This window comes from Pseudomonas sp. UBA6562, assembly GCF_002434265.1.
In the GTDB taxonomy this organism is placed as follows: domain Bacteria; phylum Pseudomonadota; class Gammaproteobacteria; order Pseudomonadales; family Pseudomonadaceae; genus Aquipseudomonas.
This window is the reverse complement of record NZ_DJJS01000005.1, coordinates 97,814-118,981: the sequence shown is the minus strand read 5'-3', so window position 1 is coordinate 118,981 and position 21,168 is coordinate 97,814. Positions and strand designations below refer to the sequence as shown.

20 protein-coding genes are annotated in these 21,168 nt (G+C 61.0%); 10 read left to right on the top strand and 10 right to left on the bottom strand.

Going from position 1 to position 21,168, the window contains the following annotated elements:
• Positions 1 to 50: 50 nt before the first annotated feature.
• From cgtA to rplU, 3 genes are all read right to left on the bottom strand, one after another.
• Positions 51 to 1,274, bottom strand: a complete 1,224-nt coding sequence (gene cgtA, locus B4M43_RS07185; RefSeq protein ID WP_296265576.1) for an Obg family GTPase CgtA — start codon at positions 1,272 to 1,274, stop codon at positions 51 to 53.
• A gap of 248 nt (positions 1,275 to 1,522) precedes the next feature.
• Complete coding sequence (gene rpmA / locus B4M43_RS07180; protein WP_023533198.1) at positions 1,523 to 1,780, bottom strand: 50S ribosomal protein L27; 258 nt, start codon at positions 1,778 to 1,780, stop codon at positions 1,523 to 1,525.
• A 38-nt stretch (positions 1,781 to 1,818) separates the two neighbouring features.
• Entirely contained in the window at positions 1,819 to 2,133 is a 315-nt protein-coding gene (rplU, locus tag B4M43_RS07175; protein ID WP_296265572.1) for a 50S ribosomal protein L21, read from the bottom strand.
• A gap of 244 nt (positions 2,134 to 2,377) precedes the next feature.
• Here rplU and B4M43_RS07170 point away from each other — a divergent pair, with 244 nt between their 5' ends.
• From B4M43_RS07170 to B4M43_RS07160, 3 genes are all read left to right on the top strand, one after another.
• On the top strand, positions 2,378 to 3,346 hold the full coding sequence (locus B4M43_RS07170) for a polyprenyl synthetase family protein (protein ID WP_296265570.1): 969 nt from the start codon (positions 2,378 to 2,380) through the stop codon (positions 3,344 to 3,346).
• A gap of 117 nt (positions 3,347 to 3,463) precedes the next feature.
• Positions 3,464 to 3,805: a zinc ribbon domain-containing protein YjdM gene (locus tag B4M43_RS07165; protein ID WP_296265568.1), complete on the top strand. Its 342-nt coding sequence runs from the start codon at positions 3,464 to 3,466 to the stop codon at positions 3,803 to 3,805.
• 150 nt (positions 3,806 to 3,955) lie between these two features.
• Complete coding sequence (locus tag B4M43_RS07160; protein WP_296265566.1) at positions 3,956 to 4,204, top strand: hypothetical protein; 249 nt, start codon at positions 3,956 to 3,958, stop codon at positions 4,202 to 4,204.
• A gap of 61 nt (positions 4,205 to 4,265) precedes the next feature.
• On the opposite strand, the gene B4M43_RS07155 is transcribed toward B4M43_RS07160, so the two are convergent.
• From B4M43_RS07155 to B4M43_RS07135, 5 genes are all read right to left on the bottom strand, one after another.
• The gene (locus B4M43_RS07155; protein WP_296265565.1) at positions 4,266 to 4,883 is read right to left on the bottom strand and encodes an FKBP-type peptidyl-prolyl cis-trans isomerase; all 618 of its coding nucleotides are present in this window, start codon (positions 4,881 to 4,883) and stop codon (positions 4,266 to 4,268) included.
• A 90-nt stretch (positions 4,884 to 4,973) separates the two neighbouring features.
• A complete protein-coding gene (locus B4M43_RS07150; RefSeq protein WP_296265563.1) occupies positions 4,974 to 5,279 on the bottom strand; it encodes a DUF6482 family protein in 306 nt (101 codons plus the stop codon).
• Positions 5,280 to 5,390: 111 nt separating this feature from the next.
• Positions 5,391 to 5,879 carry a TIGR00645 family protein gene (locus B4M43_RS07145; protein ID WP_296265561.1) on the bottom strand — a complete coding sequence of 163 codons (489 nt, stop codon included), beginning with the start codon at positions 5,877 to 5,879 and terminating at the stop codon, positions 5,391 to 5,393.
• 125 nt (positions 5,880 to 6,004) lie between these two features.
• A complete protein-coding gene (locus tag B4M43_RS07140; RefSeq protein WP_296265560.1) occupies positions 6,005 to 6,343 on the bottom strand; it encodes a hypothetical protein in 339 nt (112 codons plus the stop codon).
• Between the two features lie 162 nt (positions 6,344 to 6,505).
• The gene (locus B4M43_RS07135; protein ID WP_296265557.1) at positions 6,506 to 8,944 is read right to left on the bottom strand and encodes a Lon protease family protein; all 2,439 of its coding nucleotides are present in this window, start codon (positions 8,942 to 8,944) and stop codon (positions 6,506 to 6,508) included.
• 238 nt (positions 8,945 to 9,182) lie between these two features.
• On the opposite strand from B4M43_RS07135, the gene B4M43_RS07130 reads away from it, so the two are divergent.
• The 4 genes from B4M43_RS07130 (at position 9,183) to B4M43_RS07115 (ending at position 12,659) form a co-directional block, all read left to right on the top strand.
• Positions 9,183 to 9,671 carry a DUF3015 domain-containing protein gene (locus B4M43_RS07130; RefSeq protein WP_296265555.1) on the top strand — a complete coding sequence of 163 codons (489 nt, stop codon included), beginning with the start codon at positions 9,183 to 9,185 and terminating at the stop codon, positions 9,669 to 9,671.
• Positions 9,672 to 9,746: 75 nt separating this feature from the next.
• Complete coding sequence (locus B4M43_RS07125) at positions 9,747 to 11,600, top strand: DUF4105 domain-containing protein (RefSeq protein ID WP_296265554.1); 1,854 nt, start codon at positions 9,747 to 9,749, stop codon at positions 11,598 to 11,600.
• Between the two features lie 129 nt (positions 11,601 to 11,729).
• A complete protein-coding gene (locus tag B4M43_RS07120; RefSeq protein WP_296265552.1) occupies positions 11,730 to 12,086 on the top strand; it encodes a hypothetical protein in 357 nt (118 codons plus the stop codon).
• An 81-nt stretch (positions 12,087 to 12,167) separates the two neighbouring features.
• Positions 12,168 to 12,659: a GreA/GreB family elongation factor gene (locus B4M43_RS07115; protein WP_296265551.1), complete on the top strand. Its 492-nt coding sequence runs from the start codon at positions 12,168 to 12,170 to the stop codon at positions 12,657 to 12,659.
• Between the two features lie 15 nt (positions 12,660 to 12,674).
• On the opposite strand, the gene gdhA is transcribed toward B4M43_RS07115, so the two are convergent.
• Both gdhA and ettA read right to left on the bottom strand, forming a co-directional pair.
• Positions 12,675 to 14,015 carry an NADP-specific glutamate dehydrogenase gene (gdhA, locus tag B4M43_RS07110; RefSeq protein ID WP_296265550.1) on the bottom strand — a complete coding sequence of 447 codons (1,341 nt, stop codon included), beginning with the start codon at positions 14,013 to 14,015 and terminating at the stop codon, positions 12,675 to 12,677.
• Between the two features lie 243 nt (positions 14,016 to 14,258).
• Positions 14,259 to 15,953: an energy-dependent translational throttle protein EttA gene (gene ettA, locus B4M43_RS07105; RefSeq protein ID WP_296265548.1), complete on the bottom strand. Its 1,695-nt coding sequence runs from the start codon at positions 15,951 to 15,953 to the stop codon at positions 14,259 to 14,261.
• Positions 15,954 to 16,100: 147 nt separating this feature from the next.
• Here ettA and B4M43_RS07100 point away from each other — a divergent pair, with 147 nt between their 5' ends.
• From B4M43_RS07100 to B4M43_RS07090, 3 genes are read left to right on the top strand one after another with little or no spacing between them, the layout of a single operon-like run.
• Entirely contained in the window at positions 16,101 to 17,366 is a 1,266-nt protein-coding gene (locus B4M43_RS07100) for a site-specific integrase (protein ID WP_296265546.1), read from the top strand.
• Positions 17,363 to 18,952 (top strand): site-specific integrase, encoded by a 1,590-nt coding sequence (locus B4M43_RS07095; RefSeq protein ID WP_296265544.1) that lies wholly within the window; start codon positions 17,363 to 17,365, stop codon positions 18,950 to 18,952. The genes B4M43_RS07100 and B4M43_RS07095 overlap by 4 nt, the downstream gene beginning before the upstream one ends.
• On the top strand, positions 18,949 to 21,168 hold the full coding sequence (locus B4M43_RS07090; RefSeq protein WP_296265542.1) for a hypothetical protein: 2,220 nt from the start codon (positions 18,949 to 18,951) through the stop codon (positions 21,166 to 21,168). Before B4M43_RS07095 ends, B4M43_RS07090 begins: the two co-directional genes overlap by 4 nt.

Genomic DNA, 21,168 nt, shown 5'->3' with positions numbered 1-21,168 from the left:
ACGCCGCTCGAATGAGCGGCGTTCAGTGTACTGCAACTTGCTGCGGACGATCAGTCGCGCACGTAAATGATTTCCGGGCCGTCTTCGTCGTCTTCGAAGTCGTCCCAATCATCGTCGTCGCCGATGTCGTGCACGCTCTTCACGCCGGTACGGCGCAGGGTACGGGCATCGTCCAGGGCTTGCAGCTGGGCGCGGGCTTCGTCTTCGATGCGCTGATCGAGTTCGGCCAGTTCGGCGGCGAACACCGGGTCGTTGGCCAGGCGGTCGGCGCGGTCTTCGAGGTAGCGCATCAGGTCGTGGCTGAGCTTCTCGGTGCCTTGCTTGGAGATGGCCGAGATCACGTAGACCGGGCCTTCCCATTGCAGACGCTCGACCACTTCCTGGACGCGCTCGTCGCGCTCGTCGTCCATGATCATGTCCGACTTGTTCAGCACCAGCCAACGCTCACGCTCGGCCAGCGACGGGCTGAAGCGGGTCAGCTCGTTGACGATTACTTCGGCAGCGTCGGCCGGGCTGCTCTCGTCGAGCGGCGCCAGGTCCACCAGGTGCAGCAGCACGCGGGTACGCGCCAGGTGCTTGAGGAAGCGGATACCCAGGCCCGCGCCCTCGGAAGCGCCTTCGATCAGGCCGGGAATGTCGGCGATGACGAAGCTCTTCCAGCGGTCGACGCTGACCACGCCCAGGTTCGGCACCAGGGTGGTGAAGGGGTAGTCAGCGACTTTCGGCTTGGCGGCCGAGACCGAGCGGATGAAGGTGCTCTTGCCGGCATTGGGCAAGCCCAGCAGGCCGACGTCGGCCAGCACTTTCATTTCCATCTTCAGGTCGCGCTGGTCGCCCGGTTTGCCTGGCGTGGTCTGACGCGGGGCGCGGTTGGTGCTGGACTTGAAGCGGGTGTTGCCCAGGCCGTGCCAGCCGCCTTGGGCGACCATCAGCTTCTGACCGGGCTTGATCAGGTCACCGATCACTTCCTGGGTGGTGGCGTCGATCACCGTGGTGCCGACCGGCACGCGCAGGAACAGGTCTTCGCCTTTCTTGCCGGTGCAGTCGGTGCTGCCACCGTTGGCGCCGCGCTGGGCTTCGTGGTGACGGGTGTAGCGGTAGTCGACCAGGGTGTTGAGGTTTTCGTCGGCCACCATGTACACCGAACCACCGTCACCGCCGTCGCCACCGTTGGGGCCGCCGTTCTCGATGAACTTCTCGCGACGGAAGCTCATGCAACCGTTACCGCCGTCGCCGGCTTTGACCTTGATGGATACTTCGTCAACAAACTTCATTAGAAACCGCCTCTCGCCTGCGGGCGAGCTGAATAACTGAATAACCTGAGGCTCTTGCAAAGATGAGCGCGGCGGCCCCGTACGACCTCAAGCGCTGTCCGATGCAGGCGGGCAAAGGCCTGACCTTTTCGAACATCGCTACACACCACGCCGGCAGCCCAAACAAACAGCTTTGCAAGAGGCTCACCACAAATGACACAAATGAAAAAGCCCCGTCGCATGACGGGGCTTCGAGAGCGACGTCGCGATTAAGCGGCGACGATGCTCACGTAACGGCGGTTGAACTCGCCTTTCTTCTCGAACTTGATCACGCCTTCGATTTTCGCGAAGAGGGTGTGATCCTTGCCGATGCCCACGCCGTAGCCTGGGTGGAATTCGGTGCCGCGCTGGCGAACGATGATGTTGCCCGGCTTGATCACCTGGCCGCCGTACATCTTCACGCCAAGGCGTTTCGATTCTGAGTCGCGACCGTTACGAGTACTACCACCAGCCTTCTTGTGAGCCATGGTTCAATTCTCCAAATAAATTCAGGGGACCGAGGCGATTAAGCCTGGATACCGGTGATTTTGATCTCGGTGAACCACTGGCGGTGGCCCATACGCTTCATGTGGTGCTTACGACGACGGAACTTGATGATGCGGACTTTATCGTGACGGCCTTGCGAAACGACTTCGGCAACGACGGTAGCGCCGGCGACGACTGGAGCGCCGATGGTGACGGCGTCACCGTTGGCAACCAGCAGAACGCGGTCGAACGTGATGGATTCGCCGGTGGCGACTTCCAGCTTCTCGACCTTGAGGAATTCACCTTCAGCGACTTTGTACTGCTTGCCGCCGGTAACGATTACTGCGTAAGACATGGGTATTTCTCCGATAATCCTGCTCACCCAGCGCTTTATAGGAAGAGTATTGGCTGGCATGGCTGCATGAGCTGGGAAGGCCCGATGCAATTGCGTAAGGCAGGTGCTGCCCAGGAAAGTAGGGTGCGCGATTGTACGCAACCCAAGATGCCCTTGCAAGCCTCGCCCCGCAGTCAGACCGGACGCGCCTTGACACGCCGGAACCCGCGACCTAGCATGCCGCGCACCCCCAATGGAGCAGCCGATGCAACCCCAGACCTTCTACCGCGCGGTGGCGGAAGACTTTCACGCCGTCGACGAGATCATCAAGAAACAGCTGACCTCGCGCGTACCGCTGGTATCGAAGATCGGCGACTACATCACCTCCGCGGGCGGCAAGCGCCTGCGTCCGTTGCTGGTCCTGCTCTGTGGCAAGGCCCTGGGCCGCGAAAGCGACGACCTGCGCCTGCTGGCCGCGACCATCGAGTTCCTGCACACCGCCACCCTGCTGCACGACGACGTGGTCGACATGTCCGGCATGCGCCGTGGCCGCTCCACCGCCAATGCCCTGTGGGGCAACGCGCCCAGCGTGCTGGTGGGCGACTTCCTCTATTCGCGCTCCTTCGAAATGATGGTCGAGCTCGGTTCGATGTCGGTCATGCAGATCCTGTCGCGCGCCACCCGCGTGATCGCCGAGGGCGAAGTGCTGCAACTGTCGCGGGTACGCGACGCCAGCACTAGCGAAGAGGTGTACATGGAGGTCATCCGCGGCAAGACCGCCATGCTCTTCGAAGCCTCCACCCACAGCGCTGCCGCCCTGGCCGACGCCGACGAAACCCAGCGCGAGGCCCTGCGCACCTTCGGCGACCACCTGGGCGTGGCCTTCCAACTGGTCGACGACTTGCTCGACTACAAGGGCGACTCGGAAACCCTGGGCAAGAACGTCGGCGACGACCTGGCCGAAGGCAAGCCGACCCTGCCGCTGATCTACACCATGCGCGAAGGCACCGCCGAGCAGGCCGCCCTGGTGCGCCAGGCGATCCAGAAAGGCGGCATCGAAGACCTCGAGCAGATCCGCGTGGCCGTCGAAGCCTGCGGCGCCCTGGACTACACCGCGCAGATGGCCCGCGACTACGTCGCCCGCGCCATCGAGTGTCTGAACGTGCTGCCGGCGAGCGTCTACCGCGACGCCCTGGTCGAACTCAGCGAATTCGCCGTCGCACGTACGCACTGACGCCCTTCCCACGTCGGTGTACGGCAGCCGCCGCACACCGACGCGCAAAACTCCCCTGCCCCGCCCGACAAAACCTTATACAATGTGCGCCTTTCAACGCTCGTCTAAGGAACCGTCGTGAGCTCTTTGCCGCCCTGCCCCCAATGCAATTCCGAATACACCTACGAAGATGGCACCCAGCTGGTCTGCCCGGAGTGCGCCCACGAGTGGTCGGCCAGCGGCGATGCCGAGGCGGCCAGCGACGAGGTGGTGAAGAAGGATTCGGTCGGTAACGTCCTGCAGGACGGCGACACCGTCACCGTCATCAAGGACCTCAAGGTCAAGGGCTCGTCCCTGGTGGTCAAGGTCGGCACCAAGGTGAAGAACATCCGTCTGTGCGACGGCGACCACGACATCGATTGCAAGATCGACGGCATCGGCGCCATGAAGCTGAAGTCCGAGTTCGTGCGCAAGGTCTGACGCTGACCGAACAGGGCTGCCTGGCGGTGGCCCTGGCATATCCCGCAACGGGATGCCTATACGGGATGGAAAAAATCCGCCAATAGGCGCTTGCTATTTTGATAATAAGAATTATTCTCATTGGAAATGCTTTCCAAGGAGACCTCTGCCATGACCTACCTCATCGACGCCTGGCTCGACCGCCCACACCCCTACCTGCGCATCCTGCACCGCGAAACCGGCGAAGTCTGCGCCGTGCTCGAACAGGAGGCCATCGACGAATTGCGCGAACAAGGCGATCTGGACCTGAGCGGTCTGAATTCCAGCGAGCCGGTGGTGCTCAAGGAGTTGGTGCGAAACCTGTTTCTGTTCTGCTATGCCAGAGCCTTGCGCCCGGCGGGTGCGCAGTGGGGGCATTGAACGAAGGGAGGACGGACGGGAAACGGCGAAGCGCCCGTAGGCGCCTCGCGTATGCAGCGTGTTACAGGACGTCGAGCAGTTCGATGTCGAAGATCAGCACGCTGTGCGGGGCGATGCTGCCCACGCCTTGAGCGCCGTAGGCCAATTCGCTCGGCACGTACAGACGCCATTTGCTGCCGGCGTTCATCAGTTGCAGCGCTTCGGTCCAACCGGCGATGACGCCGCCGACCGGGAATTCGGCAGGCTGGCCGCGCTCGTAGGAGCTGTCGAACACCGACCCGTCGATCAGGGTGCCGTGGTAGTGGGTGCGCACGGTGTCTTCGCGGCCAGGCTTGGCGCCGTCGCCAGTGTTGATGACTTCGTATTGCAGACCCGAAGGCAGGGTGGTGATGCCTTCGCGCTGGGCGTTCTCGGCCAGGAAGGCCTTGCCGGCGCCGGCGGCCGCTTCGGCCTTGGCAGCCGCTTCGGCTTGCATCACATCACGAATGACCTTGAAGCTGGCCGACAGGTCGGCCTCGTTGACGCGGCTGTCGGCGCCATTGAAGGCGTCGGTCAGGCCGGCGACGATGGCTTCGAGGCTGACGCCCGGTGGCGGGTTGTCGCGCAGTTGGCCGCCCAGCTGACGGCCAATGCCGTAGCTGACGCGGGTTTCGTCGGTGGACAGGTTGAGCTCGGACATGGGTTTGCTCCGCTACGGACGTGCGACTGCCACGCCCTGGGGTGATGAAGGGCGAGCAGCCTAGCACACACCTTGTTGGCGGCGAATCAGCTACCAGGTCGGACGGGGCGAAATGGCCACCTTGAGGTCTTGCTCAGGGCGCACGCCCATGCCGCACATCTCGTCGTGCACCGACCAGTGCACCAGAAACATCGACTCCACGGGCACGTTCTGCAGCAGTTCGCGGGCCTCGGTCACCGAGCGCACCCGCAGGCGTTCGCCGTTGGCATCGGAAAGCGGATGCGGCTTGCCAGCCATGCAGGCTTCGAGCAGGTAATCCCCACCTTCGATGCCGATCACATTGATTTCTTCGATTCGACCGGCAACGGCCTCAGTCTGAAGTTGCTGCAAGTTCATGGGCGCACCTCATCGGAAAATTCGACCAGAGTGCGCATTCTTCGTACAGCTGGGACAAAAGCACAAGCGCCGCCGCGCACCGCCGGTCCGGTGCACGGCAGGCACAGGGCTTCAGTGCTTGGTCAGCTTGTCGAGGTAACCCATGACGAAGGCCGAGACCACGAACGTCATGTGGATGATCACGTACCACATCAGGTATTGCGGCGAGATGTTCTGCGCGTCCATGAACACCCGCAGCAGGTGGATGGAGGAGATCGCCACGATGGACGCGGCCACCTTCATCTTCAGCGAGGTGGAGTCCATCTTGCCCAGCCAGCTGAGCTTTTCCTTGCCTTCGTCGATGTCCAGTTGCGAGACGAAGTTCTCGTACCCGGAGAACATCACCATTACCAGCAGACCGCCAACCAGCGACATGTCGATCAGCGAGAGGATGACGAGCACCAGGTCGGCTTCGGCCATGTCGAAGACATTGGGCAGGACATGGACGATCTCCTGAAAGAATTTCAAGGCCAGGGCCAGCAGGCCCAACGACAGGCCGAAGTAGATCGGCGCGAGCAGCCAGCGGGAGGCGTACATCGCGTTTTCAAGCAAACGTTCCATGGGGGGCGACTCGTGAGGTGGGGAAAGCGTGCGCGAGTATAGCCAGCCGCCTGTGACAGCAAAAGCCTGATCCAGGGCAATCGAACGCGCTTTGGCGACCCTCGGTGCCGCGAATATGTGACCCGTTATGTCTCGGGTCGGAACTGGTAATCGCCCAGGTTGCTGCAGCGCTCGCCGTTGATCTTGCGCAATTGGGCTTGCAGGTGCAGGCACCAGATGGGCGGGTCTTCGGTGACTTGGTAACCGTGCAGGGTCAGGCTGTCGACGATGGCGTTCAACACCGACTCGGCCACCGCCGGGCCATGGAACGGACCCTGCGCCTTGATGGCCGAGGGTTGCTCGCCCGCCATGCCAGCGGCGAACAGCAGCGTCCACATCCCGGTGTCGCCGGCCAGTGGGCGAATGGAACATTCGATGCGGGTGACCAGGCCGAGGCACTGGCGAGTGAGGCTGAGGTTGCGCATGGTGGCGGCCCCTCTGAGGAACACCGGGTTGGGACACGAGCGACCCTGCCGGTTGGGTGGCGAAGGCTAGGACACTCTGATATCAGCGTAGCCGAGCCCACTCCACAGTTAGAAAACCGGCGCCGAACGGTAGCACATTGCCCTCAGCGCCGGCTTCTTGACTCAGGCAGGTTTGCCTTGCGCCACCAGGTCTTCCAGGCGTTCTTTTTCCGCCTCCTTGATGTCTTCTTCGCTGACCATTTCGGCGATGAACCGCAGGCGCTCGACCACACGGGCGTTGACGCTGCCCTCGGGAAACTCGCCCTGCTCGTTCGGCGCGCCGGCTTCTTCGCCGACCAGCAGGCTCAAGGCCTCGTCGGCCTGGCTGACGGCATAGACATGGAACTGCCCCGCTTCCACCGCCTGTAGCACGCGCTCGTCGAGCATCAGCGTGGCGACGTTGGCGCGCGGGATGATCACGCCCTGCTCACCGGTCAGCCCGCGTGCTTCGCAGAGGCGGAAGAAGCCTTCGATCTTCTCGTTGACGCCGCCGACCGCCTGCACTTCGCCGAACTGGTTGATCGAACCGGTGATGGCGAAGCATTGCTTGAGCGCCGTGCGCGACAAGGCCGAGATCAGCGTGCAGGCCTCACCCAACGAGGCGCTGTCGCCATCGACATAACCGTAGGACTGCTCCAGCGCGATGCTCGCGGAAATCGCCAGGGGGAATTCCTGGGCATAGCGGCTACCCAGGTAGCCGGTGAGGATCATCACGCCCTTGGAGTGGATCGGCTGGCCCAGGTTGACCTCGCGTTCGATGTCGACGATGCCGCTGCCGCCCGGATACACCGTGGCAGAAATCCGCGCCGGCATGCCGAAAGCCGAGTCGCCCACTTCCAGTACGGTCAGGCCGTTGCACTTGCCGATCGCGGCGCCGTCGGTGTCGATCAGGATGATGCCGGCGAGCATGTCGTCGAGCACCCGCTGCGACACACGCCCGGTGCGCGTGGCCTTGGCGCGCAGGGCACGCTCGATGTGGCCGGCGTCGGTCATGCTGTCGCCGGCCAGTTGGCGGATGAAGTCGGCCTCGCTGACCAGTTGGAACAGATCGCCGATACGCGCCGACAGCCGCGCCTGGTTCTCGGCCAGGCGCGCGCTGTAGGTGGCCAGGCGCGCCACGGCGTCGCTGGTCAACGCGGCCATGCCCTCTTCGTTGGTGCGGGTGCGCAGCAACTGGGCGAACTGCTCAAGGTTTTCGTCGACCATGGGCATGTCTTCGTCGAAGTCGACCAGCACGCGGAACATCTCCTGGAAGTCCGAATCGTGGTCTTGCAACGCGTAGTAGAGCTGGCGCGAACCGATGATCACGAGCTTCACGTCGAGCGGGATCATCTGCGGGGTGAGGCTGATGGTGGCCACACGGCCCAGTTCGCCCAACGGCGACTCCATCTTCAATTTGCGCGACTGCAAGGCGCGTTTGAGGCCGTCCCAGACGAAGGGCTCGCTGAGCATCTTCTCCGCCTCGAGGATCAGGAAGCCGCCATTGGCGCGGTGCAGCGCACCGGGGCGCAGCTGCCGGTAGGAGGTGTACAGCGCGCCCTGGTCGGTGCTGTATTCGATGCGGCCGAACAGGTTGTCGTAGGTCGGATGCGGCTCGAACACCACCGGTGCGCCGCTGTTGCCGTCATGCCCGGCGACCAGGCTGGGTACGTACTGGTCTTCGAGCAGCTTGCGCGCCACGGCGTCGGTCTTGCTGTCTTCGACCAGTTGCTCGATGACCGTACGCAACAGGTTCAACTGCACCGATTGCAGGTAGGCGCATACGCCTGCGTTTTCCGCATACTTTTCCGACAGCGGCGCCAGCAGGGGTTGCAGGGCCAGGGTGATGGTTTCTTCGTTGAGCTGGCGCAGCTGGTTGTTCGACTCGCGTTTCCACTGTGGCAGGCTCGACAGTTCGTCGTTGAGACGCTCCTCCAGGGCGGCGATGTCCTGGTGGAAGCGCTCGCGCACTTCCTCGGGCAATTGAGCGAACTCGGCTTCGTCGAGCGCCTTGCCGTCGGCCATGGGGGTGAAGGCGACGTTGCTGCTGTCGCGGTACAGCGCGATGTCCTTTTCCAGCGAGGCACGCTCGATGATGTCCAGGGCCTGGTCGTAACGCTGGTTGAAGGTGCGGTCGATGGCCCCCTTCTTCTGCTGGAACGACGGGTGTTCGAACACCGCCGGGAAGGTGGAAAGCAGGTTGTCGATCAGGCCGTGCATGTCGGCGACGAACGCGCCCGCCGTGCCGGAGGGCAGCTCCAGGGCGCGCGGCTCGCGCGGGTCTTCGAAATTGTTGACGTAGACCCAGTCGGCCGGAGTCTTCTGGCGCTTGCCCTCGGCCTTGAGGTAGCGTTTGACGAAGGAGAAGCGGCCGGTGCCCGGCTCGCCCATGACGAAGACGTTGTAACCCGGGCGCGGCATGGCCACGCCGAACTGCAGGGCCTCGACGGCGCGCTCCTGGCCGAGCACGCCACGGAAGGGTTCGAGGTCGTCGGTGGTGGAGAAGGCGAACTGTTCAGCGGAGAAACGCCGGGTCAGGGCTTGCGGCGCCAGACGCAGGCGCGAGGCAACAGGATCGGGCATTGGGCTTCCTTACTTCGGCGGGTCGATGAGCCATTCTGGGGCTCGCCGCGCGCCGCTGGCAAGGCTCGCCGGGACTTTATGTCGCAGCGTTGCAGCGGTAAATTTTTCCTACATGACCACGCAACCTTTACACACTGCCTAAACTCCAAACTGCGCGGGAGGATCAATATCTCCCCGGCTTGGCGCACGAGTGCCGGGCTCCGACCATTGGAACGTCCACGAAAAAGAGAACAATGCTATGAAACGGATTCTTCTGGGTACCCTGTTTGCTGCTGCATCGCTGAACGCCATGGCCGAAGCGCCAGGCGGCCCGAACTGCGGTTGGGGCAACATGCTGTTCGAAGGCCAGCGCGGCACTCCAGCCCACTTCCTGGCCTCCACCACCAACGGCACTTCCGGCAACGCCACCTTCGGCATGACCTCTGGCACCAACGGCTGCTCGACCAAGGCTTCGCTGACCTACGGCGGCAAATCCTGGCTGGCCATGAATGGCATGATGAACGAGCTGTCCGAAGACATGGCGCAAGGCCAGGGCGAAGCCCTGACCACCTACGCCGTGGTACTGGGCGTGGCGCCACAGGATCGCGAGCACTTCGCGGCCGTCACCCACGATCACTTCCAGCAGATCTTCAGCAGCGCCGATGCCAATGCTGAAACCGTTCACACCAACACCCTCGCGGTCCTGAAAAACGACCCGCAACTGGCCAAGTACGCTACCGAAGCTTGAGTCCTGCCAAACCCGCCCTGCACGACAGGGCGGGTTCGTGCATTCTATCGGCACCCTCCTGACTAGTTGCCCGACATGCTCAAACGCCTTTCGCTCCTGGCGCTCAGCGTCAGCACCCCGCTGCATGCCGCCTCCCATATCGACCCAGCCCGCGCACAACAGCTCGCCGCCCAGCCTTATTGGGTTGCCTTGGGGCACTATGAAAGCGGCAAGCTAGGCGGCTGGCGCAGCTATGTCGACGATCCCAAATTCTTTCTCGCCGAAGACGGCGCACATCACCCCGAGCGCGAACTGAGCGCCACGGTGGATGCGCTCTATGCTCCGGCGAGCCTGGGCAACAAACATGCCCAATGCGTATTTCCGGCACGTACCCGCTGGTTGCGCGAGCAGTTGAACCTGCACGATCTGCCGCAACCCGAGTGTGGCGACTACAGAGCCTGGTACGACGACGTCGCGCCGCACAGCGCCGCGCTGATCTTTCCGGCAGCCTATCTGAACAGCCCGTCGTCGATGTTCGGCCACACCCTGCTGCGCATCGACCAGGCCGACACGCACAGCAACAAGACCTCCTTGCTCAGCTATGCCATCAACTTCGGCGCCTACATCGAAGGCAGCGACAACAGCATCCTGTACGCCTGGAAAGGCCTGGCCGGCGGTTACCCGGGGCTGTTCGCGCTGATGCCATATCAGGCCAAGCTGTCGGAATACCGCAGCCTGGAAAACCGCGACCTGTGGGAGTACCAGCTGAACCTGACGCCCGAGGAAACCGGGCGTATGGTCGAGCATGTCTGGGAGCTCAAGCAGGTGCAGTTCGACTATTTTTTCTTCGACGAAAACTGCTCCTATCGCCTCCTGGAACTGCTGCAGGTGGCGCGGCCGAGCCTGGACCTGACCTCGCAGTTCCCGCTCACCGCCATCCCCACCGACACCGTCAAGGCGGTGAAACAGGCGGGCCTGGTAGCCGACACCCGTTACCGCCCTTCGCGCGAACGTGAACTGCTGGCGCGGGCCGAACCGCTCGAAGCCGAAGAGACCCAGCAAGTGCTGGCCCTGAGCGCCGACACCCAGCACTTGCAAAGCCCGGCCTTCACCGCCCTGCCCCGCGAGCGCCAGGCCCTGGTGCAAGACGCGGCCTACCGCCTGGAACGCTACCGCGCCAACGGTCAGGAGCGCGATCCGGCGCAGGCCGCGCGCAGCTTCGAGCTGCTGCGGGCGATCAACCGCAACCCGCCGCCGCCGCTGGACATCGAAAAGCCCGGCTTGCCCGAAGAGGGCCACGAGTCGCGCACTTGGCAACTGGGCCTGGGCACCCGCGACGATCGCGCCTACGCCGAATATGGCCTGCGCATGGCCTACCACGACTTGAACGACAACGCCTACGGCTTCCCGCTGGGGGCGCAAATCGAAATTCTCCAGCTCAAGGTGCGCCAGTACGAGGGCAACGATTGGCAGGTGCAACGCCTGGACCTGGCCACCATCCGCTCGCTGACCCCACGCAACGACCTGCTCAAGCCTTGGTCGTGGCAAGTGGCCGGCGGCCTGGAACGGGTGCCGGGCAAGCATGGCGACGAAGTGCTGGTCAGCCACGTCAATGGCGGCGCGGGCGGCACCTGGCAGTTGGGCGACGATGTGTTGGGCTTCGCTTTGGGCACTGTGCGGGTCGAACACCATAACGACTTCGCCGAGTTCATTTCGCCCGCAGCCGGTTTCGACAGCGGCGTGCTGTGGCGCAACGGCCTGGGCAACCTGAGCCTGGAAGCCAAGAGCGATTTCTTCACCAATGGCGAGGTGCGCCGTAGCCTGAGCCTCAACCAGCAGTGGGAAATTTCCCGCAACCTAGGCCTGCGTCTGAGCGCCAAGCGCGAATTCAGCCACCTGGCCTCGGCACAGAACGAGGTGATGCTGGAGATGAAGTGGTACCACTACTGACTCGCTGCCGGCCGACCTGAGGGCTGCCGCCCTCAGGCGCGGTCGAGATTAATGGCAATCCGACACTCTTTTGACCTTGCCCTCACAATCCTGCACCTACACTGACTCCATAACGTGGAGATCGGGGCTATGGCGCGGTACTGGTTCGGGTTGTGGATAGCGATGCTGCTTAGCGGTTGCCAATCGACCCATGAGCGGATGCTCAAGGACGGTTACCCGCCTGCCTACGCCGACGGCTATCAGGACGGCTGCGGCAGTGGCCGCCATGCAGCCGGGCTGAGGGTGGGGGATTTTCGCAAGAACGTGCCGCGCTACCTCGCCGAGCCTCAATACGAAACCGGTTGGGACGACGGCTTTCGCCAATGCCAGAGCCTGCAAGCCGGGCAGAACCTGCGCGACGAGCGCGAGCCCTATGGGAGCGAGCGCGATCGCGACTGGCAACGGGAAAAGAACCGTGACAACGCCCGCGCTTTTCGCCACGACTAGCGCCTCTCAGGCACTAGCCCTGTCGGACCTCGACTGAAACGACCGGCCTCTTGCCACGGTCCTACTGTAAAGGAGGGCCACATGAGCCGAGCATTCGTCAACGAAGACCACGCCGCCGCACAGGCCAGCCAGCCTGTGGAGCGGCGTATCAGCGAGCAGACCAATTACGTGACCCTAGATGGCCTCGCGCAATTGCAGGCACGGGTGGAAGCGCTCAATGCCGAACGCCGCGAGCTGCAAGCCCAGGGTGAGCGCGCCGACCAGCAGCGCCTGGCCGACAACGAAAGCGACCTGCGCTATTTCACCGCGCGGGTGCTGAGCGCGCAGCCCGTACCGACACCCACCTCGACCGACAAGGTGCAGATCGGCAGCCGTGTCACCTTCGCCGACGAGCAGGATCACCAGCAGCAGGTGCGTCTGGTCGGCGAAGACGAGGCCGACGCTACGCGCGGCCTGATCAACTGGGGTTCGCCCTTGGGCCAGGCGCTACTGGGTGCAGCGCCGGGTGATGAAGTGACCTGGAAACGACCGGCAGGCGATCTGCTGATCGAAATCATCGCGATCGAGGCATGACGCGCTTCGGCGCGGTTACACCACGCCCTGCGCCAACATGGCGTCGGCCACTTTGACGAAGCCGGCGATGTTGGCGCCCTTGACATAGTTGACGCTGCCGTCGGCCTCTTCGCCGTAGTGCACGCAGGCATGGTGGATCGACTGCATGATGCCGTGCAGCTTGCTGTCCACTTCCCCCGCCGTCCACAACAGACGCATGGCGTTCTGCGACATTTCCAGTCCCGACACCGCCACGCCACCGGCGTTGGACGCCTTGCCGGGTGCGAAGAGAATGCCGGCGTCGATGAACAGGTCCACGGCTTCCAGGGTAGTCGGCATGTTCGCGCCCTCGGCCACGCACACGCAGCCGTTGGCCAATAAGGTACGCGCTGCATCGGCGTCGAGTTCGTTCTGCGTGGCGCAAGGCAAGGCGATGTCGCAGGGCAGCGCCCAGGGCGCCTGCCCTTTGCGGAACTCCAGGCCCAACTCGCTGGCCAATGCGCTCAAGCGCCCACGCTTGACGTTCTTCAGTTCCATCACCGCCTGCCACTGCGCTTCGCTCAGGCCCGATTCGCAGTACAGCGTACCTTCGGAATCGGACAGCGAGATGACCTTGCCGCCCAGGTCCATGACCTTGCGCGCCGCGTATTGCGCGACGTTGCCGGAGCCCGAGATGGCCACGCGTCGGCCGTCGAAGCTCGACTGCTTGCGCTTGAGCATTTCTTCGGCGAAGTACACACACCCGTAACCGGTGGCTTCGGGGCGGATCAGGCTGCCGCCATAGTTCATGCCCTTGCCGGTGAGCACCGAGGTGAACTGGTTGGCCAGGCGCTTGTACTGGCCGAACAGGAAGCCGATTTCGCGCCCGCCCACGCCGATGTCACCGGCCGGTACGTCGACGTCGGCACCGATGTGGCGGTACAGCTCGCTCATGAAGGCCTGGCAGAAGCGCATGACTTCGCCATCGCTCTTGCCCTTGGGATCGAAGTCCGCACCACCTTTGCCGCCGCCCATGGGCAAGGACGTCAGCGAGTTTTTCAGTACCTGCTCGAAAGCCAGGAACTTGAGCACGCTGAGGTTCACCGACGGGTGGAAACGCAGGCCGCCCTTGTAGGGGCCGATGGCGCTGCTCATCTGGATGCGGAAACCGCGGTTGACCTGCACCTTGCCCTGATCGTCGACCCACGACACCCGGAACAGCACCGCACGTTCGGGCTCGCACAGACGTTCGAGAATGCCCGCTTGCAGGTAATGGGGGTTGGCTTCGAGGAACGGCCAAAGACTGCGTAGCACTTCTTCGACGGCTTGATGGAATTCGGGTTGGCCGGGATCGCGCTGTTGCAGGCGGGCCAGGAAGGAGTCGACGGATTCGATCATGCTAGACATCTCACCAAAGGGGATTGGACTTGTTGGTTTTTGCCCGACTCTAACAAGAAGCCTTCGCACAGCAACAGGGCGAGATGTCGTTTTTATGAAAATAAATGGTGCGTTTTATATAAATGTATACAAAATGTTAAATCATTTGGCTCGATAAACCCCCATTTAGAGCGTTCGACCGTTTTCACTCAAGCACGAAAATGGGGCCTCGAAAGGCCCCATTCTTGTGCAACCGCCGGCGTCTTACTGTGCCAGCTTCTTGTGCCGAACCCGATGCGGCTGCGCAGCGGCATCGCCCAGGCGTTTCTTGCGATCGGCTTCGTACTCGGTGTAGTTGCCTTCGAAGAAGACCACGTTGGAGTCGTCTTCGTAGGCCAGGATGTGCGTCGCCACGCGGTCCAGGAACCAGCGATCGTGGGAAATCACGATGGCGGCGCCAGGGAAGTCCAACAGCGCTTCCTCAAGGGAACGCAGGGTTTCGACGTCGAGGTCGTTGGACGGTTCGTCGAGCAGCAGGACGTTGCCGCCCTCCTTCAGGGTCAGGGCCAGGTGCAGGCGGCCACGCTCACCACCGGAGAGGTCCTTGACGAACTTCTGCTGGTCGCCGCCCTTGAAGTTGAAACGCCCCACGTAGGTACGCGAGGGAATCTCGTAGCTGCCGATGCGGATCTGGTCGGAACCGTCGGACACCTGCTGGAACACCGTCTTGCTGCCGTCGAGGTCTTCGCGGCTCTGGTCGACGCAGGCAAGCTGTACGGTTTCGCCGATCTCGATGCTGCCCGAATCGGGCTGTTCCTTGCCCATGAGCATGCGGAACAGGGTCGACTTACCGGCACCGTTACCGCCGATCACGCCGACGATGGCGCCTTTGGGCATGGCGAACGACAGGTCGTCGATCAGCACGCGGTCGCCGTAGCCTTTGGAGACGTTCTTGAACTCGATGACCTTGTCGCCCAGGCGCGGCCCGGCCGGAATGTAGATCTCGTTGGTCTCGCTGCGCTTCTGGAATTCCTGCGACTGCAGTTCCTCGAAGCGCTGCAGGCGGGCTTTGGACTTGGACTGGCGGGCCTTGGCGCCTTTGCGCACCCACTCCAGCTCTTCCTTCATGGCCTTTTCATGGGCGCTCTGCTGCTTGGATTCCTGCGCCAGTCGGTCGGACTTGGCTTCCAGCCAACCGGAATAGTTGCCTTCGTACGGGATACCGGCACCACGGTCGAGTTCGAGAATCCAGCCGGCGACGTTGTCGAGGAAGTAACGGTCGTGGGTGATGGCCACCACGGTGCCGGGGAAGTCGTGCAGGAAGCGCTCGAGCCAGGCCACCGAGTCGGCGTCCAGGTGGTTGGTCGGCTCGTCGAGCAGCAGCATGTCGGGCGCCGACAGTAGCAGACGGCACAGCGCCACGCGGCGCTTCTCGCCACCGGAAAGGTGTTCGATCTTCGCGTCCCAGGCCGGCAGACGCAGGGCGTCGGCGGCGACGTCGAGCTGACGCTGCAGGTTGTGGCCGTCGGCGGCCTGGAGGATGGCTTCGAGCTTGGCCTGTTCGGCGGCCAGTTTGTCGAAGTCGGCGTCCGGATCGGCGTAGGCGGCGTACACCTCGTCCAGGCGGTCCTGGGCGTCCTTGATCACGCTGACGGCTTCTTCGACCACTTCACGCACGGTCTTGCTCGGATCGAGCTGCGGCTCTTGGGGCAGGTAGCCGACGTTGATGTCGGCCATCGGACGGGCTTCGCCGTCGAATTCCTTGTCGACCCCGGCCATGATCCGCAGCAGGGTCGACTTGCCCGCGCCGTTCAGGCCGAGCACGCCGATCTTGGCGCCCGGGAAGAACGACAGCGAGATGTTCTTGAGGATTTCGCGCTTCGGCGGCACGACTTTGCTCAGCCGATGCATGGTGTAGACGTAAGAGCCTGTTTTGCCTGATTTGTCACCTTTTGACATGGTTTGATTCGCCTTTGGTCCAGTTTTTTCAGTGCTTTGATGGTTGCGAAGAGCTTAAATTCGGGGACGTAAAACGTTAGGTTTTGCGTTGACCTTAATTTGTTCCTGACTATACTTAAAAAAAGTTATTTTTTATGAGGGAGCAATATGAGTTTCCAGGTCATAGAGCAGGTGGTGAATGGTGCTCGTAGAAAGCTGCTGGTGCAAGACTACATACCGGTTTACTACCCCAACCTCTACATGACCATGGAGCACTCGGGCAGAGCACTGGAAACAACAAAGAAATACCTTGAGCATCTGATTGTGCTTGAGCAATTTGTGGCTTTTTCCTCAATTGATCTGATTTCTCGCATCGACCAGCGCCCTGCCAGCCTATATCTGACGGACAGTGAGCTTTCCAGATTTGTGTCGGATGCGGGGTTTAGTAAGGAAACCTTGACCATGAAGTATGCGGGGATGCGTTTGCATCCGACTGCCTACAAATCCGTTGGCAAAGTTCACGCGCAGCAGCGAATCGAGGCGGTACGCGACTATCTGGCCTTCCTCTATGACAAGTTGGGTGATCACTCAACACGATATGAGGCGGTTGACGACCTGAAGAAGCGCATCAACCGCAAGATCAAAGCAGCCAGCCCTGCGTGGAAAAAAACGCGAATGGACGAAATGAAAGGGCTTACCAGTCTGGAGCGAAATCGATTGCTGGAAATCATGCATCCGGATAGCTCCGAGAACCCCTTTTCAGATGAAGCTATCAGGCTACGTAACTACATCATTTTGCTGCTGGGTCTCGACATGGGGCTGCGCCGCTCAGAGATGCTGCTGATCAAGATCAGCGATATTCACTGGCACAGTCGGCAACTAGCGGTGGTTAACCTGGAGGATGAGAGCCTCGATCCACGAACCATGGCCCCGCAATTCAAAACCCACGAGCGCATGCTGGTGATGACCGATGACCTGTATGACGCAGTTACTGAATACGAATCGAAATATCGCCACAGAAAGCCCCGTAACCGCGGATCGCAAATGAGAAGGCATCCGTTTTTGCTGGTGGCGCACAAGCGAAATGAGGGCGGACCTCTGACCATCAAGGCAGTGGATGGCGTTCTGTCCAGGGTCCGAGAAATAGCGCCGGAACTGGCTCATGTGCACCCGCATATTCTGAGGCATGACGCGGTCTACACGATGCTGGAAAGCATGCGTGAGGAACTGGCAGTGCTCACGCCGGAGGATCGCACCACGCAAGTACAAAAGACCCTCACATGGATGTTCGGCTGGAGTCCTGATTCGAACATGCCAGGCCACTACGGCGCGAAATTCTGGAAGGAAGAGGCAGACAAAGCGATGCAGAAACGGGCTGAGCGGTTTACGTCCGGCCTTCAGAAGGCTGGCACGGCACAAGGAGGTTCAAATTGAGCATCGCCGTCGAAGCACTTCAGGCACCCACGAAGGACAGCCTCGATGCATGGCTGAACACGCCTCGCCTGGCGAAATGTGGGGAGGTGTTCACACCGGCTGAACCGATGTGGAAACCGGACAGATCGGCTGGTCATTCACTTAACTGGGAAGCGGCTATTGCGTGCGTCTCACCGGATTGGAAACCCTGGTTGCACGCCGTCCTGGCGTACCGCATGGCCGATCAGGAAGCGGGCTCGGTTAATCGGGTCGCCAGCGTGTTGTCGCGGGCTGCTCAGGCCGGGATTGACCCGCTAAACGAGGGTCAACTGATAGATCTCCGAGAGCGCTTCAATGTTTCTGAGTTTTCTAGCATTGCTGCGTTCATGGCGTTTTGGCACGGCTGTGAATCAGTCGAACAGCGCCCGCCGCAATCCCTGATCAATGCTTACAAGGAACTGCCCAGGAAAAAGAAATCCAGCACAGATGTGATCCTCAGCCTGGACCCCGAACACGGCCCGCTCACGCAGGCGGAGCAGGACGCGCTGTATCAATGGATACATGAGCAGTTTTGTCACGGGAAGTTAAATGTTGAGCAGTATCTGTACCTGCGCCTGTTGATAATTTACGGGCAGCGTGGCGTTCAGATGCGAATGCTAGTTTTTGGTGATTTCACTAAGAGCAATCCGGGCTGCAAGATCAGATTTCATTGGGCAAAGCAGAAAGACGACGAGGCGGGCTGGCGAGTTAAGTCCGAAATATTCAGTCTGGATGAGGACCTCTACAACACCGTGCAGGCCTACAAGGCAGCGGTTCTGGCGCAGCTCTGGCAAACGTACCCAGACGTTGCCGACTGGAATGTAGCCATTGAGAATGTCCCCCTCTTTCGTAAGAAGCTGGATCATGATGAAGCAGGAGTTCAGGAGCGGCTGACCCCCCCTGTTTTGCTCAACAGCCCCCTTCAAAAGAGGCTCGAAGACGCGCCGCACCCGAATTTTCATGCCGGATCAGGCACGATCAGAGGTTGGCTTGCGTGCATTGAGCGGATGCAGGCCTTTCCTATTTCGCCTCGCACCCATCAGCCGCTGAAAGTGACGCGGGGGCACAGGTTCAGGCACACCCTCGGCACTGACCTTTCCAATGCGGGGCTTGATGAGTGGACGATGGCTCGTGCATTAATGCACACAAATACTATGACAGTGCGAAAGTACCGCGCCGTTTCGCCGGAGTTGCTGGCGTTGATCGACGCGAAGATGAGCGACCATCTGGCCTTGGTTGTGAATGCGTTCACCGGAATCATCGTTACGGATCGCACCTCAGCGAAAAACGGGGACCGAGCGGATCGACAAATCGAGGATTTGGCAGTATGTGGTGCCACTGCCGCCTGCCATCTCGATGCACCGTACACCTGTTACGCATGCGGAAAATTCCAACCGCTTCTGCACGCAGATCACCACGCGGTCCTTGAGAGATTGGAGCGTCGCCGGGAGCAAACCATTGCCACGGATAAAACGACCGGTGTGCTCTGGGATCGGGCAATTCTGGCTTGCCGCAAGGTTATACTGGATTGTGAGGTCATGCTCCGATCGGAAAGGAAAGGTGAATGACCGACGCACCGACGAACAACATTGTCGATTATAAGCCCAGGGACCAACTGGCCGCGGAGGCTCAGCTCGCGGCGTTTATCGAATGGGCAAAACAGACCCTGCCCAAAGGCATTCCCAATCAAGTGCACTCGAGTATTTGCTGGGAAGACAGCAGTTGGCACCGGCACGGCTTCTATGGTGGTAGCTTCACGGTGGCCGGATCGACCAACGTTGCCCCAAAGGCGATGCAGGCACCCTTCACGGACTTTGCCAAAGCCATACTGGTGTACCGAAGGGTGTATTCGCAGAAAAAGGTGATGACAATCTGGCTGAGAGCCTTGGCCACGATGGGAGTCGCCCTGTTCGAGTTGACCGGCACGCACGATGTGACGCGGGTGTCCGCCGCTGTCTGTAACAGGGCGTGCGACGACATGGACCGTCGCTGGACAAAAGGCAACACCGCATACCAGCACGGCAAGGCACTTGAGGCCATCATCACCCTGATGCGGGCCAAAAAATTGCTCAAGTCAGACTTCCGGTGGACTACCCACCTGACGCTCAAGCCGCGTGGCACGCTCAAGCAGCAAAAAGCGGATCGGGAACAGAAACTTCCCAACCCTGACGCGATCAGAGCCCTCGGGGAAGTGTTTTCGAACGAATTGACGAACCCCCTCGATATCGTTGTGACATCCGCCTGTGCACTGTTGCTGAGTACACCGAGTCGCGTGGGTGAATTGGCGGATGTTGAATTGAATTGCCAGGTATTCAAAGAGGATACCCAGGGCAATCGGCGGATGTTCCTGCGCTGGTACGCGGAAAAGATAAACCAAGTAATGCTGAAGCCCGTCGTTAGGCCTGAGATGGAGCCGGTCGTCGAGCGTGTCATCACGTTACTGAGGCCGATCACCGACGAGGCGCGGGCTTACGCCGCCTGGCTGGAAGACCATCCCGATGAGTTCCCTCCCCATGAAGGGCTGCCACCCAAGGGGCCTGATGAACCGCTCTCGTACGCCGAAGCCTGTGCCGCGCTAAAACTCTCCGTTTCTAACGTCAACGGCTCGCGAAGCGTATTCAAAGTCAATTTCCTGAAAACCTTGGAGAAGCGAAAAGCGCTCAGCCCCGCCGCCCGAGCCCTCTTGGTCGAGATCTGTGTCGGGTGGGATAGAGTAGGGACGCGCAAATTTGTTAATGGCAAGCCAGGAATCGCAGGTTTTGCGTATGACGACCGGTGTGCGCTCACGCTGCGCAAGCTCAATGTGCTGTTGCGTGAAAAATATCTTCCAAAGGATTTTCCATACACCACACCCTATATGGAGGGCAAAGCTCGTGTGAGATACCGTGATGCGTTGTTCACCATGCGCACGGGAGCACTGATTGACGACTCAGCTAGCGCGGTGATACGCGGATTTGGTGTAGAGATCGCGGCGAATTTTATCCGATTGAGTACGCAACTAGGCGGTACGAACAATCAGAGAAAGAAAAGCCTGTTCGAGCGCTATGGCTACCCCGGTCTCAAGGTGAACACGCATGCGTTTCGGCACGAGTTGAACACGCGGATGCACAAGGCCGGTCTGTCGCAGCTCCTGATTGACGCCTTCTCTGGGCGCACGACGATGGGGTCTGTCTACAACCATGAAACCATCGAGGACCGTACCCAGAGGGTTGCGGATTACCACCCAAAAACGAAGCGCAGCAACGCTGCTCAGCTTATGGGCAAGGTCAAGACCAATCAGCCTCTGAATCTTGCTGATCTGATGGAACTGCGCGAAGGCGAGCAGGACCGCATTATCCATCAAACCCATATCGGCGTTTGCGTGCACAACTTCGCATCCGAGTCCTGCCCGAAAATGGGTGCCTGTTTGGACTGCGGGCGGCTCGGTTGCGTAAAAGGCGATGACGTGAAGCAGGGCAACCTCATGGAGGAACACGACGACCTTAAACGCCGCCTCGATAAAGCCATGGATGCACAGTCTCGCGGCGTGTTTGGGGCATCGGAGTCGGCCAAAAAACTGGGTGAGAAGCTCTTTAAGTGCGAGGCGCTAATCCAAATGCTGGAAAACTCCGAACTCGAAAACGGTGACATTGTGTGGAACGCCGATAACGGTTGGACGCTGACCAAGAATGCCGCCGCAATGTCGGGGTTGATCGAAGTCAAAGTCATTGAAGAGAACCAGGCGCAAGAGGCGTTGCCATCGTTGGATGACGTCTTGGCCTTGCTGGATGAGATCGAGGGTTAA